We start from the raw sequence: 17,375 nt of genomic DNA on the forward strand, positions 1-17,375 counted from the left end.
TTAAAATTTAAAATAATAAATATGAATTTTCTCTCTCAAATTATTAATGCCTCAAAGATTGCATTGGGACTTTCTTTTTTTGGTTTGCCCAATTTAGTAACAGCACAACAAAATCAAGATATTCTTTTCGAAAACGTATCTGTTTTTGATGGTAAAAATCAACAGCTTCAAACCAATAGTTATGTTTTGGTTTCAGGAAATAAAATTAAAACGGTTTCTAAAACACCCATTGAAAAAAACAACGATGTTTTAGTGATAAATGGTTCGGGTAAAACATTGATTCCGGGATTAATTGATGTGCATGTTCACATGATTTTCGGAGCTCTTTCCATGGGCGATATGATGGATCCTAATTTAAAACCTGAAAATCTTATTGCAAAAGTAATTCCCGAAAGCGAAAAAATGCTACAAAGAGGATTTACTTCCGTACGAGATGTTGGTGGACCATCATTTCAATTAAAGCAAATGATTGATGAAGCTAAAATACAAGGACCTAGGATTTGGCCTTCAGGAGCTATGATTAGTCAAACCTCAGGTCATGGTGATTTACGTTTGCCAGAAGAACGTTCAAGACGCTTTTTTGGACCCATTTCTAAAGCCGAAAATTTTGGAGCTTCTTTTATTGCTGATGGTAAAGAAGAGGTCTTAACTGCCGTCAGAGAAAATCTTAGATTTGGTGCAAGTCAAATTAAATTAATGGCTGGAGGAGGGACTTCATCTGCTTATGATCCAGTAGATGTAACGCAATATACTTTGGAAGAAATGCAAGCAGCCGTTGAAGCGGCAGAAGATTGGGGAACATACGTAACCGTTCATGCTTACACGCCCAGAGCAGTTAGAAAAGCTATAAATGCTGGGGTAAAATGTATCGAGCACGGACAATTATTGGACCAATCTACTTTAAAATTGATCAAAAGAAAAGATATTTGGTTGAGTTGTCAAAATTTAATGGATAATACGCCAGAAATGAGTGAACAACGAAAAGAAAAACGCAAACCAGTTGTTGAAGGGCAGAAAATGATTTGGCCTTTAGCTAAAAAGATGAAAATTAAATTGGCTTGGGGAACAGATTTTCTATTTGAACCATGGATGAATGAAGAGCAGAATGCCTATCTATTAAAACTAAAAGAGTGGTTTACTCCATACGAAATTTTAAAAATGGCAACTCATGATAACGCACAGTTATTGAAAATGTCAGGAAATAGAAGCCCGTATTCCGGTGAAATTGGCGTTATCAAATCTGGAGCTTTTGCTGATATGATTTTAGTAGATGGAAATCCTATAGAAAATATTGATTTAATTGGTAATCCTGCTGCAAAATTTTTAATCATTATGAAAGATGGTCAAATCGTTAAAAATATTTTAGAAAATTAAATTTCGTTCCAATCTATTTTCATGAATTCAAAATACGATATCATCATCATTGGCGGAGGCGCTGCCGGTTTTTTTACAGCCATTAACATTGTAGAAAAGAATCCAAATTTAAAAGTAGCTATTTTAGAGCGTGGCAAAAGTGTTTTAGAAAAAGTCCGAATTTCTGGCGGTGGTCGTTGTAATGTGACTCATGCGTGTTTTGTACCTAATGATCTAGTGAAATTTTATCCAAGAGGCGAAAAGGAATTAAAAGGTCCGTTTCATCAATTTTGCTCTGGCGATACGATTGAATGGTTCCAAAAGCATGGGGTAGAACTAAAGATTGAGGAAGATGGTAGAATGTTTCCAGTTTCCAACTCTTCACAAACTATTATAGATTGTTTTTTAAAAGCCGCTCAAAAATTAAAAATTGATATTCTAACAGGACAAAGTGTTCAGGAATTGTATCAAGGTGAAAATTATTGGAAAATTTCAACTAATCAAGACGTTTTTACTTGTCAAAAAGTGGTGATGACTACTGGAAGTAATCCAAAGATTTGGGAATTGTTACAAAATTTGGGACATAAAATTGTTGAGCCCGTTCCTTCTTTGTTTACGTTTAATATCAAAGATGTCCGAATTAAAGATTTGATGGGACTTTCTACAGTTGCTTCGGTGAAAGTAAAAAAGTCAAAATTGCAGGCATCCGGACCTTTGTTAATTACGCATTGGGGAATGAGTGGTCCTGGAATTTTACGTCTTTCAGCATGGGGAGCTCGAGAATTGGCTGATAAAAAATACCAATTTGCCATTCAAGTGAATTGGTTAAATGAAACCGATTTTGAAGACGCAATCGATTTGTTGAAGGCCATTAAAGAAGAAAATTCTAAAAAGTTAGTTGCAAAATATGCACATTTCGATTTGCCAAAACGCCTTTGGGAAAACTTGGTAAAAGCTGCTGGGATTTTAGAAGAAACCAAATGGGCTGATGTAAACAAAAAACAATTGCATACTTTAGCCGAACAATTAACGAATGCCGAATTTCAGGTTAACGGGAAAAGCACCTTTAAAGAAGAATTTGTTACCGCAGGTGGAATCGACTTAAGAGAAGTTAATTTCAAAACTATGGGAAGTAAAGTTTTGCCAAATTTATTTTTCGCAGGAGAAATTCTAAATATCGATGCGATAACAGGTGGTTTTAACTTTCAAAATGCTTGGACAGGCGGTTTTATTGTGGCTGAAAACATTAATCAATAGAAGTATAATTGAAAAAAGTCGTGGTAAAACTAAGTTTTACCACGACTTTTTATTGATTCAACCAAAAAATAGTTCCTGTTAGCACCGTTGCAAAGCTAACCCAAGCTAAATATGGAAGTAGTAAATATCCTGCTTTTTTATCAACTTGTTTAAAAACGTAAAACGTTTCATATATAATTAACCATAAAAGTATGATTTCTAAAAAAGCCAATAAAATATTATTCAATCCAAAGAATAAATAGGACCATAAAGCATTTAGAAGCAACTGAACAGTAAAAAACATCAATCCTTTTTTGACCAATTCTTTATTGGTTTCTATTTGATTCCAAACTAACCCCGCAGCAATTCCCATAAAAATATACAACATTGTCCAAACAGGAGCAAAAACCCAATTAGGAGGATTAAAGCTTGGCTTTTTGATTAATGGATACCAAGTGTTAATACTCGAAAGTGTTACTTTGCTTGATAAATAACCAACTGCTAGGCAAATAGCAACACAATAAATGATTCTTAAATATTTATTCATTAGTGTGAATTTTATATGCAAATTAACGAAAAATCAAGGTAACAAATCAATCAAAATCGGTATTTTTGTCAAAATTTTAAGCTATGCTTACGGAAAAAGATTTTATTACAACTTCATACAATTCGATTGAATCCGCTAGTTTCGAATGGAGCGCACCTAGTAATATTGCCTTAGTGAAATATTGGGGCAAGAAAGAAAACCAAATTCCAGCGAATCCTTCGATAAGTTTTACATTAAACAATTGTAAAACAATCACAAAATTAGAAGTAGTCAAAAAATCGGAAACCAATAGTTTTTCGTTCGATTTGCTTTTTGAAGGAAAACCGAAAGAAGATTTCAAACCAAAAATTCAAAAATTCTTCGAAAGAATTGAAAAATATTGTCCGTTTTTAAAAGAATATCATTTTAAAATTGATACCCAAAACACGTTTCCTCATAGTTCAGGAATTGCTTCTTCAGCCTCTGGAATGGCAGCTTTGGCAATGAATATCATGAGTTTGGAAAAAGCTATTAATCCAACGATTTCAGATGATTATTTCTATTCAAAAGCTTCATTTTTAGCTCGATTAGGAAGCGGAAGCGCGTGCAGAAGTATCAAAGGTGAAGTAGTAGTTTGGGGTAATCATGCTAAGATTACTGGAAGTTCAGATTTGTTTGGAGTGGAATTTTCAGAAATGCATCAAAATTTCAAAAACTATCAAGACACTATTTTATTAGTAGACAAAGGCGAAAAGCAAGTTTCGAGTACGATTGGTCACGATTTAATGCACAATCATCCGTATGCCGAAAGACGTTTTGCTCAAGCACACGAAAATTTATCCCTAATAAAAGCAATTTTATCATCAGGAAATTTAGAAGAATTTATCAAAATTGTAGAAAGCGAGGCCTTGACTTTACATGCTATGATGATGACTTCAATGCCATATTTTATCTTAATGAAACCCAATACATTGGAAATTATTAATAAAATTTGGGAATTCAGAAATGAAACACAAATTCCTGTATGTTTTACATTAGATGCTGGTGCCAATGTTCACGTGTTGTATCCTGAAAATGTAAAAGAAAACGTACTGCAATTTATTCAAGATGAATTAGTTGGCTATTGTCAAAATGGTCAGTATATTTGCGATCAAATTGGGAATGGTACGAATCAATTAAAATAATTTGTATATTTACCATAGATTTCAATAAATATGGACATTCGATTGGAAAAATTAGAGCTTATGAAAATGCTGATGGAAACAGAAAACCCTTCGGTATTACAAGCTATTAGAAAAATTTTTCAAAAAGAAGAGAAAGATTGGTGGGATGATTTAACGGAAGAGCAACAAAACATTCTAAACGAATCAATGGAGCAATATGAGAAGGGAGAGTTTTCTTCTTTTGAAGATTATATCAAGCCACATTTGAAATAATGAGGGAAATTGTAATAACGCCAAGAGCTCAAAAAGAATTGAATCAACTTTTTGAATATTTGGAGTTAAAATGGAATTTGAAAGTTAAAGATGATTTTGTGAATAAGCTACATTTAGTTTTGAAAATTGTAGCAAAAAGTCCAGAATCCTTTCCTGTTTCAAGTAAAAATGTTAAATTTAGAAAGTGTGTCGTTACAAAAAAGAATACACTTTTTTATCATTATAATCAAAAGCATATTGTAGTGGTTGCTGTTTTCGACACAAGACAAAACCCAAAGAAATTAAAATCTGATTACTATAAACAACCGTAAACTGAATACTAAAAAATGAAAGGACCGCTTTTTTACTCAAAAATATTACTTTTCGGAGAATACGGAATCATCCAAGATTCGAAAGGACTTTCAATTCCTTATAATTTTTACAACGGAGCTTTAAAGAACGATGGAAATTCGTCTGAAAGCGCTATTAAATCGAATGAAAGTTTAAAAAAATATGCTGCTTATTTAGCTCAGTTGCAAAAAGAGCAACCGGAGTTGGTGACTTTCGATTTAGATTCTTTACAAAATGATGTAAACAACGGAATGTATTTTGATTCTAGTATTCCACAAGGATATGGAGTAGGAAGTAGCGGTGCATTAGTTGCTGCTATTTACGATAAATATGCGAAAGATAAAATCACGGTTTTAGAGAATTTAACTCGTGAAAAATTATTACAATTAAAAACGATTTTCTCTCAAATGGAATCGTTTTTTCACGGAAAAAGTTCAGGTTTAGATCCGTTGAATAGTTATTTAAGTATTCCAATTTTAATCAACTCGAAAGACAATATTGAACCAACCGGAATTCCAAGTCAAAGCACACAGGGAAAAGGAGCGGTTTTCTTAATCGATTCAGGAATTGTTGGTGAAACTGCTCCAATGGTTTCGATTTTCATGGAAAACTTAAAAGACAATGGTTTCCGTAACATGTTAAAATCGCAATTCATAAAATATACCGATGCTTGTGTGGAAAATTTCTTGCACGGCGATGTAAAATCGTTATTAGAAAACACCAAACAATTATCAAAAGTTGTCTTGAATAACTTCAAACCGATGATTCCAGAACAATTTCACCAAGTATGGCAAAAAGGAATTGACACCAATGATTACTATTTGAAATTGTGTGGTTCTGGTGGTGGCGGTTATATTTTAGGATTTACCCAAGATTTAGACAAAGCAAAAGAATCGTTGAAAGACTATAAATTAGAAGTGGTTTATAATTTTTAACATAGGCAAAAGGGAATAGGTAAAAGGCAAAAGGGAGTTAGATTTAATTTAATACTTATGCCTTTTATCTTTTACCCTTATCCCAACACCTTTTACCTATAAAGAAATGCTTACTCGTAAATCCAAATTAGTCCTCACTAAAATCTTTAGCTTCTTTTCTGTGATAAGAGGATATAATATTTGGGTTATAGCATTAGCACAATATCTTTCCGCCATTTTTATTCTAGCTCCTGAGAAACGAGCGTTGGATATTATTCTCGATTGGCGTTTGTTTTTAATTGTGGTGGCTTCTACGTTAACGATTGCTTCGGGTTATATTATCAATAATTTTTACGATGCGAAAAAGGATTTAATCAATCGTCCAAAAAAAGCTATGATTGACCGATTGGTGAGTCAGGAAACGAAGTTGAAAGTCTATTTCGGAATTAATTTCATTGTCGCTTTATTGATGTTTTTTGTTTCTTGGCGTGCGGTTTTGTTTTTTTCGACTTACATTTTTCTGATTTGGTTTTATTCGCATAAATTGAAAAAGATGTTCTTGATTGGAAACGTTACAGCAGCGGTTTTAGCGGTTTTGCCTTTTTTCGGAATTTTGATGTATTACAAGAACTTTTATCACGTTATTTTTGCTCATGCCTCTTTCTTATTGTTGTTGATTTTAATTCGAGAATTGATCAAAGATTTAGAAAATGTTGAAGGTGATTTAATAACGGATTATAAGACAATTCCAGTTGTTTTTGGTGAAAAAATGGCGAAATCGATAATTTCGGTTTTAACGATTTCTACTCTAATTCCGGTTTATTTTTTAATTGAAGTATATGATGTAGGTTATATGGATATTTACTTTTATCTGAGTTTAATGGCTCTGCTGTTTTTTCTTTTGCTTCTATGGAAAGCAGCTTCAAAACCAGAATACCTAAAACTTCATTTTCTATTGAAATTTATCATTGTTTCGGGTGTTTTTTGCATTGTTTTAATCGAACCATCGGTTTTAATTCATGGCAAAAAATTGATTTCAGCATATTAGTTATATCTTTGCAAAAATTGTTTAGAATATGTCACGTCATCAAGATAACGATAAACCTCACCCAGGTTCAGGAAGACAAGGAGGTTATAAAAAAAATAGTAATTCAAGAGGGAATGCTCCTATTAGAAAGGCACCTTCTAAATTCAGTCCCAAACCAGATGCTGCTAAGTCTGATGTAGCAAAAGGTCCAAAATCTCCAAAAAAACCTTCAAATCCAAACGAAATTCGTTTAAATCGTTATATCTCTAATTCTGGAATGTGTAGCCGTAGAGATGCGGATATTTACATTCAAAGCGGGAATGTAAAGGTAAATGGTGTGGTAATTACCGAAATGGGGTACAAAGTAAAATTATCGGATGTAGTACAATTCGATGGTGTAAACATTACACCAGAAAAGAAAGAATATGTATTATTAAATAAACCAAAAAACTTCTCTACTTCGGGAGATGAAGAAAAAGGTTCAGCTAATGTTCTAGATTTGGTGCGAAACGCTACAAAAGCAAGATTACTGCCTGTGGGAAGAATGGATAAAACCACAACGGGTTTACTATTGTTCACTAATGACAATGAAATCATTCAAAAATTCACTGCGCCTAACCAACGTTCATCTAAAGTATATCAAGTAACGTTAGATAAAAACTTGAAGTTTGAAGATTTAGAACGTATTCAAAAAGGATTAACTATCGAAGATCACCGTGTTTACGTGGAAGAAATATCATATATTGAAGACCAACCAAAAAGTGAAATTGGTTTAAAAATGAAAACTTCGAATGTAAAAATCGTTCGCAAAATTTTCGAACACTTAAAATATGATGTTCTAAAAGTGGACCGAGTAACTTTCGCAGGTTTAACTAAGAAAAATTTACCAAGAGGCGATTGGAGATTCTTAACCGAACAAGAAATTATTAACTTAAAAAATGCCTAAACGCTTTTTTTGAAATACACAGGCACATTGGATTTTGTTCTTTGTGCCTTTTTTATTTACATCTTTGCGAAAAACTTTGCTTTCTTTGCTTTTAAATTTAGACTTTATGCCAAATCAACTACAACAAATCGCCATTCGATGGTTCGATGCTTTCAATACAAAAAACTTAGAAAAATTATTGGAATTATACGATGACGAAGCCCAACATTTCAGTCCGAAATTAAAAATTCGCCAACCCGAAACCAATGGTTTAATCATTGGAAAAGAAGCGATGCGCGTTTGGTGGCAAGATGCTTTTGATAGATTACCAACATTACACTACAAAGTAACTTCGTTAACCGCTAATACCGACCGAGTTTTTATGGAATATATTCGTCAAGTAGCTGGTGAACCTGATATGTTGGTAGCCGAAGTTTTAGAAATTAAAGACGGAAAGATTGTGTTTTCTAGGGTGTATCATGGGTAGATAATTACCCCTCGAAAACATAATCCGCATAAATCTGCTCAATCTCAGTAAACACATCCAATAATTGATTGATTCCATCTGTGGTAACCAATTTTTGTTTGTATTCTTTAAATCCGTGAATGCCTTTGAAATAATTGGTATAATGACGACGCATTTCGTTGATTCCTAAACGTTCGCCTTTCCATTCGATACTCCAAATTAAGTGATTTCTTGCGGCTTCGATTCGGTCGTTCATGCTTGGTGGTGCTAATTTTTCTCCTGTGGCGAAATAATGTTTAATTTCATTAAAAATCCAAGGATAACCAATCGCAGCACGACCAATCATCATTCCGTCTAAACCGTATTTGTTTTTGTATTCCAATGCTTTTTCTGGAGAATCGATATCGCCATTTCCAAAAATTGGCATTGTAATTCTAGGGTTTTCCTTCACGCGCTGAATGTGCGACCAATCCGAATGTCCTTTATACATCTGTGCACGAGTTCTGGCGTGAATGGTTAAGGCTTGCACACCAATATCTTGTAAACGTTCAGCAACTTCGTCAATATTAATCGAATTTTCATCCCAACCCAAACGCGTTTTTACGGTAACAGGCAAACTCGTTCCTTTTATAACAGCTTTGGTTAATCGCACCATCAAATCAACATCTTTCAAAACGCCTGCTCCAGCACCTTTACAAACTACTTTTTTTACAGGACAACCAAAATTGATATCTACCAAATCAGGTTGAACAGCATCTACGATTCGTGATGACATTTCCATAGCCTCTTCATCACCACCAAAAATCTGAATTCCAACTGGACGTTCGTAGTCGAAAATGTCTAATTTTTGCTTACTTTTCATCGCATCACGAATCAATCCTTCCGAAGAAATAAATTCAGAATACATCAAATCAGCTCCATGTAATTTGCATAAACGACGAAATGGTGGGTCGCTCACATCTTCCATTGGGGCTAATAGTAAAGGAAAATCGGGTAGTATGATGTTACCAATTTTAGGCATGGTGCTTCAATTTTTTGCAAAGATAGGAATTTTTTAAATCGAATGGGTTTCTAAAGATTCTCGGGTTTAAAATCCAAAACTTTAGCTTATATTTGCAGATTAAACGAACAAGAGTTTGGAGGATGAAAATGGCTCTTGTACTTGAACTTTACATTGAAAGATGAAACACATTAGAAATTTTTGCATTATTGCACACATTGACCACGGAAAAAGTACGTTAGCCGACAGATTGTTGAGTGCTACACAAACCGTTTCGGCTCGCGAAGAAAAAGCCCAGTTGCTAGATAACATGGACTTAGAGCGCGAACGTGGGATTACCATAAAAAGTCACGCCATTCAAATGGAGTACAAATACAAAGGAGAAGATTATATCTTAAACTTAATTGACACTCCAGGTCACGTGGATTTCTCGTATGAGGTTTCTCGTTCGATTGCGGCTTGTGAAGGTGCTTTGTTGATTGTTGATGCAGCGCAAAGTATTCAGGCGCAAACGATTTCGAATTTATATTTAGCGTTAGAAAATGACTTGGAGATTATTCCTGTTTTAAACAAAGTGGATTTACCAAGTGCTAATCCAGAGGAAGTAAGTGATGATATTATTGATTTATTAGGATGTAAATTGGAAGATATTATTCATGCTTCTGGAAAAACAGGTTTTGGTGTTGAAAATATTTTGGCAGCTATTATTGAGAAAATTCCAGCTCCAAAAGGAGATCCAAACGAACCGCTTCAAGCGTTGATTTTCGATTCGCATTACAATCCTTTCAGAGGTATTGAAGTTATTTTCCGTGTACTTAACGGAGAAATCAAAAAAGGGCAGAAGATTAAATTCATGGCTACTGGGAATGAATATTATGCAGATGAAGTTGGAACATTGAAATTAAATCAAGTTCCAAAAAATGTAATTTCGACTGGAGATGTTGGATACTTAGTTTCAGGAATTAAAGAAGCAAAAGAAGTAAAAGTAGGAGATACCATAACAGATGCTAAAGAGCCAACTCAAAATGCCATTTTAGGATTTGAAGATGTTAAACCAATGGTTTTCGCTGGAATTTATCCCGTAGATACTGAAGATTATGAAGACTTGCGTGCTTCGATGGAAAAATTACAATTGAACGATGCTTCATTGGTTTTTCAAGCGGAAAGTTCGGCAGCTTTAGGATTTGGTTTCCGTTGTGGATTCTTAGGAATGTTACACATGGAAATTATTCAAGAGCGCTTAGAGCGTGAGTTTGATATGACCGTAATTACTACGGTTCCTAACGTTTCGTATCATGCGTTTACTAAAAAAGAGCCTGAAACAATTTTAATTGTAAACAACCCTTCGGATTTACCAGAGCCTTCAAAATTAGATAGAGTAGAAGAGCCCTACATCAAAGCAACTATCATTACAAAATCAGATTTCGTAGGAAACGTAATGAGTTTGTGTATCGAAAAACGAGGTTTAATTACAAATCAAACCTATTTAACAACAGAGCGTGTTGAATTGAATTTCGACATGCCATTGGCGGAAATCGTATTTGATTTTTACGATAGATTAAAAACCGTTTCTAAAGGATATGCTTCTTTTGATTACCATCCAATAGGAATGCGCGAATCGAAATTAGTGCGTTTGGATGTTTTATTAAACGCACAACCAGTAGATGCGCTTTCGGCTTTGATTCACGAAAGTAATGCTTATAACATTGGTAAAAAAATGTGTGAGAAGCTGAAAGAATTAATCCCAAGACAACAGTTTGATATTCCAATTCAGGCGGCTATTGGTGCAAAAGTTATCGCTCGTGAAACAATTAAAGCATTGAGAAAAGATGTTACTGCAAAATGTTACGGTGGTGATATCTCACGTAAACGTAAACTTTTAGAAAAACAGAAAAAAGGTAAAAAACGTATGCGTCAGGTTGGAAATGTGGAAATTCCTCAAGAAGCATTTATGGCGGTTTTGAAGTTAAACGATTAAAAGATTTCATAATAATTAAAGCTTAAATATTATCAAATATTTAAGCTTTTTTATTTGCTGATAAATATTTTGTTTTTTTATTACCTTTAACTCAAATGATTAAATCCAATTGATCTTGAAAAACTTACTTTTAATATTGGTCTTATTATGTTCAACTTATACTTTTTCACAAGGGATAACGGTTGATGATACCACAAATTCTCCTTCACAATTAGTTGATTTATTGTTAGGTAATTCCTGTGTTCAGGTTTCTAATATTTCGGTTTCTTCTACTCAAGCAGTGGCTTACTTTAACCAAAATGGTTCTTCTTTTCCTATTTCTGAGGGAATAATTATTAGAAACGGAGTAGCAACATACACACAAGGACCTTATACAGGGACTAATTTGAGTAGTGCTGTTACAGTTTCCGGAGATTCTTTTTTACAAACGTTAAGTAATAACAATGGAGGAACAAGTCCAATTGTGAATGCTGAATATCTTGAGTTTGATTTTATTCCGATTTCTAATAGTTTTAGTTTTGATTTTTTATTTGCCTCTAATGAATATGGTTTTTATCAATGTGAATTCAGTGATGTTTTCGCATTTGTCTTAACCGATTTATCTTCTGGTGTATCAACTAATCTAGCGGTTATCCCCGGTTCAAGTACACCAGTAACGGTAACTACAATAAGAAATAGTATTTATAATGATCCAGCAAGTCCAAGTAATAGTTGTGCTTCTGTTAATCCAATATTTTTTGACGCATATAATGTTGGAAATCCTTCTTCAGCATTAAATATGCGGGGACAAACTGTTGTTATGAATGCTTCTTCAGCGGTTGTTCCAAATACTCCTTATAGAATTCGATTGGTGATTGGTGATTATGCTAATTCCGGTTTTGACTCTGCGGTTTTTTTAGCAGCGGGAAGTTTTACTACAACTTTAGATCTTGGACCAGATCAAATAATATGTTCTGGTGATACCGTTCAGCTGAATACAAATCTTGATAATACTTATACCTATACTTGGTTTGAAAATGGAAATCCGATTCCTGGCGAAACGAATTCAACTTATACTGTTACTCAAGCAGGAACTTTTTCAGTAGAAGCGGTTAGAGGATCTTGTGTAATCACAGATACTGTTATCTTCAATGATCTAGCTGTTTCAAACCCCTTGAACTTGTTTACATGTAATACAGGTGCAACTACTTATAATTTTGATCTCACAGTCAATAATGAAGCAATACTAGGCATTGATTCTCTAGTTTACGATGTTTTCTATTATGAATCTCAAACAGATATGATAGCAAATAATCCAATTCCCAACGGAAATCTAGTGGCTTATCCCAGCTCAGGAGGTCAAACAATTTATATTAAAGTTTTTAACACTATAACCGGAAATTTTTGCGATGCTGAATATACTTTTGATTTAATAGTAACTAATACAGTTCAAGCTTCTGATCCTAACCCAATTCTTATTTGTGAAAGTCCTGGAAATACCTTTTATAGTTTTACAAGTGCTACAACAGATGAAGTTTTGAACGGTCTATCACCAACTAATTATTCGATAACTTATCATAATTCGTTAACAGATGCAAATATTGGTATTAATCCAATTTCATTTATAACTATTCCAAATGGAACATCATCAGTTTTAATTGGTATTCGAATGCAGGATGTTTCAAATCCAAATTGTTACGATGTTACTTCTTTAACAATCACTGTAAATCCCCTTCCAGCGGTGGATGATATTCCAAATCCTACAGAATGTAGCCAATTTACTTTACCTTCTATAGTTAATGGAACCTATTATCTTCTGCCTGGTGGACCTACAACCCCAGGTCAGGTGCAATACAATGCAGGCGATATTTTAGTAGATGGCGGTACCTATTACATTTTTTCTGGGCCAGATACTAATGGATGTACAAATCAATCTAGTTTTAATCTTACCTTGATTGATGAATATGTATTGCCATTAGATTATTGTGGAACATTCATTGTTCCTGTGCCACTACAAAATATAGGTAATTTTTATACTCAGCCCGGAGGTCCTTCAGGAACAGGTACTATTGTTCCTTCAGGAACAGAATATGTAAATACAAATTCAAGTACTTTAACGCAAACATTGTATTACTATGCTGAAATTGATGGTGTTTTTTGTAGAGATGAACAATTTATAGTTTCTATACACCCATTACCATTGGTTGACAATCCCGCAGATGTGGTAACCTGTGATAGTTATGTTTTACCTCCTTTGTCAAATGGCAACTATTTTTCTGGACCAAATGGCACAGGAATTCCTTTGTTTGCTGGTGATGTTATAAGTGTTAATGGACCTAATTTTCCAGGAATTTATTATGTTTATAATCAATTGGCGCATACTACAAGTGCTGGTACAACCGGAAATTGTTCGCTTCAAAACGATTTTAGAATTGATTTAGTAGATACTACTGTTTTTACCAACGTGTCAGGATGTGGTGTTTATTCATTACCACCAGTTTCTTTTGGAGGATATTACACAGCGCCTAATGGGGGTGGAACACAAATTACTAATTTGAATATAACCACTTCTCAAGTAGTATATTATTTTACAAATACTACTACGATGCCAAATTGTACTTCTAATTTAAATTATAATATTACAATTCACCCTAGACCTTTAGTAGATGTAATTCCTAGCGGAACTTATTGTGGAGAATTTGTTTTACCAATTCTTAACAATGGAACGTATTACACATTGTCTGGAGGCCCATCAGTGATTGGTCAAAGACAATTGTTTCCAGGTAACAGGATAGATTTGTCTGGAGTAAACTTAGCTCCAGGAACTTATTTTATTTATAACGGACCTGATGCTAATGGATGTGATAACGAATCGAGTTTTACAATTTCTTTAAATCCATTTCCTCCAACAGATAATGTTATTAGTAGAACAGAATGTAATCCTTACACTATTCCTTCGCCAGTTAATGGAGTTGTTTATACTGCACCAGGTGGGCCAAACGGAGGAGGAACAATTGTTTCTTCAACAGAAGTATTTAGTAGCACTCAGACGTTTTACTTATATAACATCAATAATTCAACAGGTTGTGAAATCAATCGACCTTTCACGGTAACTTTTAATGGAATCAATTTACCTGATTATACAAATGTGAATATTTGTGAGTTTGATAATTATCAATTACCTCCACTAACTCATGTGGCTCCTACACCTTTTAATTATTCTGTTGGATATTTTTATGATTCCAATGGTGTAAACCCTGTGCCGCCTGGAACAGTTTTTAATACGCCTAATACCACAACAACTATTTATGTTTATGCAGTAAATGGAGATAGAATAATCTGTACTCAACAGGATAGTTTTGATGTTATTGTTTCAGAAACTCCTAATCTTACGGCCTTAAATTTGGTGTTTGATACGGAAGAGTGTGGAAATTATATTTTACCAACTTTACCAACAACAAATTACAATATAGGTTACTATTCGCAATCAGGTGGTAATCCAGCAAATTTAATTACGAATTTTAATATTTCTACTCCTGGTACTTATACATATTATGTGTATGCTTCAGCTATCGGAAATCCAAATTGTAACGACGAAATTTCATTTACTTTCACAGTCCATCCTTTACGTAATATTACGATTCGAGGTGGCATTATTTGCGTAGATCCTTTAACAGGTGATACTCTAAGAACGTTTACGATGAATTCGGGATTAAGTCCATCTCAGTTTACTGTAAATTGGTTTTTGAATGGAATTTTAATGGGAACAGGGCCAACTTATACAGCCTCGCAAGCTGGTGATTATACAGTTGAATTTATTAAACTAACTCCCGATGTAGGTGCCAACTGTAATTTTAATCCAACTACAGTAACAATTACTCAGTCAGGACCTGCTGTTGCTGATTTTGAGGTAAGTACTCCATTTGAGAACAATACTTTCATTACCGTAAATATAACAGGAGGCTATGGTGATTATTCGTATCAGTTAATTAACGCTAATGGGTATACTTCCGAATTCCAATCTAGCAATGTTTTTACTAATTTGACTTCAGGCCAATACTACATAAATATTTATGATGTTGAAGCTGGATGTGCTCCCACAATGATTGGTCCAATTTACATTATTAATTATCCAAATTATTTCACGCCAAATGAAGATGGTATAAATGATACTTGGAATATTTGGGATCTGTACCAACAACCTGATGCAGTGATTACTATTTTTGATCGTTATGGCAAATTCTTGAAACAAATGTCGCCAACTAGTTCTGGTTGGGATGGAACTCTCAATGGAGAGAAATTGCCTTCAACGGATTATTGGTTTACAGTTGAATATTTGCCACAGAATAGTACTACAAAACATATTTTTAAAGCCCATTTTTCTTTGAAACGATAATTTATTAACATTAACAATTGACTCATTTTCTTTTTGTAAAAGTTACGGTAACTTTACAAAATGTATGCTTTAGTCGATTGTAATAACTTTTACGTTTCTTGCGAGCGTGTTTTTCAGCCACAATTAAATGGCAAACCTGTTGTGGTTTTGTCTAATAATGATGGTTGTATAATTTCGCGTAGTAATGAAGCAAAAACATTAGGAATTCCTATGGGTGCGCCCGAGTTTCAAGTTCGAGATTTGATAAATCAACATGATATTCGCGTTTTTTCTTCCAATTATGCTTTATATGGTGATTTGAGCCATCGGGTGATGAAAATCCTTGAAAGTTATACACCCAATGTTGAAGTTTACAGTATCGATGAAGCCTTTTTGAATTTTTCAGGAATGACGATTCCCGATCTCAACATGTATGGTGCCGAAATCCAACACAGAATTCTGAAATGGTTAAGTATTCCTATTGGAATCGGCTTTGCGCCCACAAAAGCACTTTCAAAAGTAGCTAATAAAATTGCTAAGAAGTTTCCAGAACGTACAAATGGAATCTATGTTATCGATACCGACGAAAAACGAATTAAAGCCTTAAAATGGACTAAAATTGAAGATGTATGGGGTGTTGGTTTTCGTCTTACCAAAAAAATGAAAGCAAAAAACATCAATACAGCTTATGATTTCACACTATCTCATAATGAAACTTTCATTCGCAAAGAAATGGGAGTGGTAGGAATACGATTGAAGTATGAGTTAGAAGGAAAATCTGTTTTAGAAATGGAAGAGCCTAAGGCAAAAAAAAATATCGCTGTGACGAGAAGTTTTGAGAAAGATATTACAGATTTTAATGAGCTTAAAGAGCGAGTTGTGACTTTTGCTTCGGTTTGTTCTGAAAAGTTACGTAAGCAAAATTCCTGTTGCAATGCGGTCATTCTGTACTTGCGAAAAGATAAATTCAAAACCATTAATGGCGAACGTTATAGCTTTTATCGCATGCAAACGTTACCTTTTCCTTCCAACACTTCTTTCTCAATTAGTCAAACAGCTATAAGGATGTTGAAGGAATTGTATCAAGAAGGAACTGCCTATAAGAAAGCGGGTGTTATTGTGTCAGAAATTGTTTCTGATTCACAACGTCAATTTAAACTTTTTGACGAGGAGAATCCTAAATATCAAAAAATAATGGAAGTTATGGATGCGGTTCAGGCTAAAACAGGTGAGCGTAAGCTTAGATTAGCGTCACAAGATTTAAAACGTACTTGGAAAATGAAACAGAATCATTTGTCCAATCGATATACAACAAATTTTAACGAATTACTAGAAGTAAAATGCAAGTAAATCAAAAAATAACTTTTTTTGTTCCTGATTTTCAAAATCCAATCGAAACTTCATTTATTACAAGTGAAATTAAAGCAGGATTTCCTTCGCCAGCCGCTGATTTTGAAGAATCAAAAGTGAGTTTAGACCATATGTTGATTAAGAACAAGGAAGCTACCTTTTATGCTAAGGCAAGTGGGAATTCCATGATAGGTGCCGGGATTGATGATGGTGATATTTTAGTAATCGACCGAAGTCTCGAGCCAAGAAATAATGCAGTAGCAGTTTGTTTTATCGACGGAGAATTTACAGTAAAAAGAATTAAGAAAACAGATGAAGCTATTTTTTTAATGCCAGAAAATTCAAATTATACTCCTATTCAAATACAACCGCATAATGAATTTATAATTTGGGGAATAGTGACTTACGTGATAAAACAAATTAAATAAAAAAACGGCTATCTCGATTAACGGATAGCCATTTTTGTTGGATATAGTCTAA

General features: G+C 33.9%; 15 protein-coding genes. 13 read left to right on the forward strand and 2 right to left on the reverse strand.

Annotated elements, in window-relative coordinates:
- Positions 1 to 21 precede the first annotated feature (21 nt).
- Together NAT47_RS09585 and NAT47_RS09590 are read left to right on the forward strand one after the other, a co-directional pair.
- Positions 22 to 1,374, forward strand: a complete 1,353-nt coding sequence (locus tag NAT47_RS09585; protein WP_250582228.1) for a metal-dependent hydrolase family protein — start codon at positions 22 to 24, stop codon at positions 1,372 to 1,374.
- 21 nt (positions 1,375 to 1,395) lie between these two features.
- Positions 1,396 to 2,610 carry a BaiN/RdsA family NAD(P)/FAD-dependent oxidoreductase gene (locus NAT47_RS09590; protein WP_250582230.1) on the forward strand — a complete coding sequence of 405 codons (1,215 nt, stop codon included), beginning with the start codon at positions 1,396 to 1,398 and terminating at the stop codon, positions 2,608 to 2,610.
- 49 nt (positions 2,611 to 2,659) lie between these two features.
- Here the strand turns inward: NAT47_RS09590 and NAT47_RS09595 are convergent, their stop codons facing one another.
- The gene (locus NAT47_RS09595) at positions 2,660 to 3,136 is read right to left on the reverse strand and encodes a TspO/MBR family protein (RefSeq protein ID WP_250582233.1); all 477 of its coding nucleotides are present in this window, start codon (positions 3,134 to 3,136) and stop codon (positions 2,660 to 2,662) included.
- 83 nt (positions 3,137 to 3,219) lie between these two features.
- On the opposite strand from NAT47_RS09595, the gene NAT47_RS09600 reads away from it, so the two are divergent.
- From NAT47_RS09600 to NAT47_RS09630, 7 genes are all read left to right on the forward strand, one after another.
- Positions 3,220 to 4,299 carry a diphosphomevalonate/mevalonate 3,5-bisphosphate decarboxylase family protein gene (locus tag NAT47_RS09600; protein ID WP_250582235.1) on the forward strand — a complete coding sequence of 360 codons (1,080 nt, stop codon included), beginning with the start codon at positions 3,220 to 3,222 and terminating at the stop codon, positions 4,297 to 4,299.
- A 72-nt stretch (positions 4,300 to 4,371) separates the two neighbouring features.
- Entirely contained in the window at positions 4,372 to 4,551 is a 180-nt protein-coding gene (locus NAT47_RS09605) for a hypothetical protein (RefSeq protein WP_250582237.1), read from the forward strand.
- The gene (locus NAT47_RS09610) at positions 4,551 to 4,862 is read left to right on the forward strand and encodes a type II toxin-antitoxin system RelE/ParE family toxin (protein ID WP_250582239.1); all 312 of its coding nucleotides are present in this window, start codon (positions 4,551 to 4,553) and stop codon (positions 4,860 to 4,862) included. The genes NAT47_RS09605 and NAT47_RS09610 overlap by 1 nt, the downstream gene beginning before the upstream one ends.
- Before the next feature lie 15 nt (positions 4,863 to 4,877).
- On the forward strand, positions 4,878 to 5,816 hold the full coding sequence (locus NAT47_RS09615) for a mevalonate kinase family protein (RefSeq protein WP_250582241.1): 939 nt from the start codon (positions 4,878 to 4,880) through the stop codon (positions 5,814 to 5,816).
- Positions 5,817 to 5,922: 106 nt separating this feature from the next.
- A complete protein-coding gene (locus NAT47_RS09620; RefSeq protein WP_250582243.1) occupies positions 5,923 to 6,843 on the forward strand; it encodes a geranylgeranylglycerol-phosphate geranylgeranyltransferase in 921 nt (306 codons plus the stop codon).
- Between the two features lie 28 nt (positions 6,844 to 6,871).
- Positions 6,872 to 7,768 (forward strand): pseudouridine synthase, encoded by an 897-nt coding sequence (locus NAT47_RS09625; RefSeq protein ID WP_250582245.1) that lies wholly within the window; start codon positions 6,872 to 6,874, stop codon positions 7,766 to 7,768.
- A 106-nt stretch (positions 7,769 to 7,874) separates the two neighbouring features.
- Positions 7,875 to 8,234, forward strand: a complete 360-nt coding sequence (locus tag NAT47_RS09630) for a nuclear transport factor 2 family protein (protein ID WP_250582247.1) — start codon at positions 7,875 to 7,877, stop codon at positions 8,232 to 8,234.
- Between the two features lie 4 nt (positions 8,235 to 8,238).
- Here the strand turns inward: NAT47_RS09630 and dusB are convergent, their stop codons facing one another.
- A complete protein-coding gene (gene dusB, locus NAT47_RS09635; RefSeq protein WP_250582249.1) occupies positions 8,239 to 9,234 on the reverse strand; it encodes a tRNA dihydrouridine synthase DusB in 996 nt (331 codons plus the stop codon).
- 160 nt (positions 9,235 to 9,394) lie between these two features.
- On the opposite strand from dusB, the gene lepA reads away from it, so the two are divergent.
- The 4 genes from lepA to NAT47_RS09655 all read left to right on the forward strand — a co-directional run bounded on the left by lepA (position 9,395) and on the right by NAT47_RS09655 (position 17,323).
- Positions 9,395 to 11,191 carry a translation elongation factor 4 gene (lepA, locus tag NAT47_RS09640; RefSeq protein ID WP_250582251.1) on the forward strand — a complete coding sequence of 599 codons (1,797 nt, stop codon included), beginning with the start codon at positions 9,395 to 9,397 and terminating at the stop codon, positions 11,189 to 11,191.
- 115 nt (positions 11,192 to 11,306) lie between these two features.
- Positions 11,307 to 15,566: a T9SS type B sorting domain-containing protein gene (locus NAT47_RS09645; RefSeq protein ID WP_250582253.1), complete on the forward strand. Its 4,260-nt coding sequence runs from the start codon at positions 11,307 to 11,309 to the stop codon at positions 15,564 to 15,566.
- Between the two features lie 60 nt (positions 15,567 to 15,626).
- Complete coding sequence (locus NAT47_RS09650) at positions 15,627 to 16,895, forward strand: Y-family DNA polymerase (RefSeq protein ID WP_250582254.1); 1,269 nt, start codon at positions 15,627 to 15,629, stop codon at positions 16,893 to 16,895.
- Complete coding sequence (locus tag NAT47_RS09655; RefSeq protein ID WP_250582256.1) at positions 16,886 to 17,323, forward strand: LexA family protein; 438 nt, start codon at positions 16,886 to 16,888, stop codon at positions 17,321 to 17,323. The genes NAT47_RS09650 and NAT47_RS09655 overlap by 10 nt, the downstream gene beginning before the upstream one ends.
- Positions 17,324 to 17,375 lie beyond the last annotated feature (52 nt).

The organism is Flavobacterium fragile, from assembly GCF_023634865.1.
Classification (GTDB): domain Bacteria; phylum Bacteroidota; class Bacteroidia; order Flavobacteriales; family Flavobacteriaceae; genus Flavobacterium; species Flavobacterium fragile.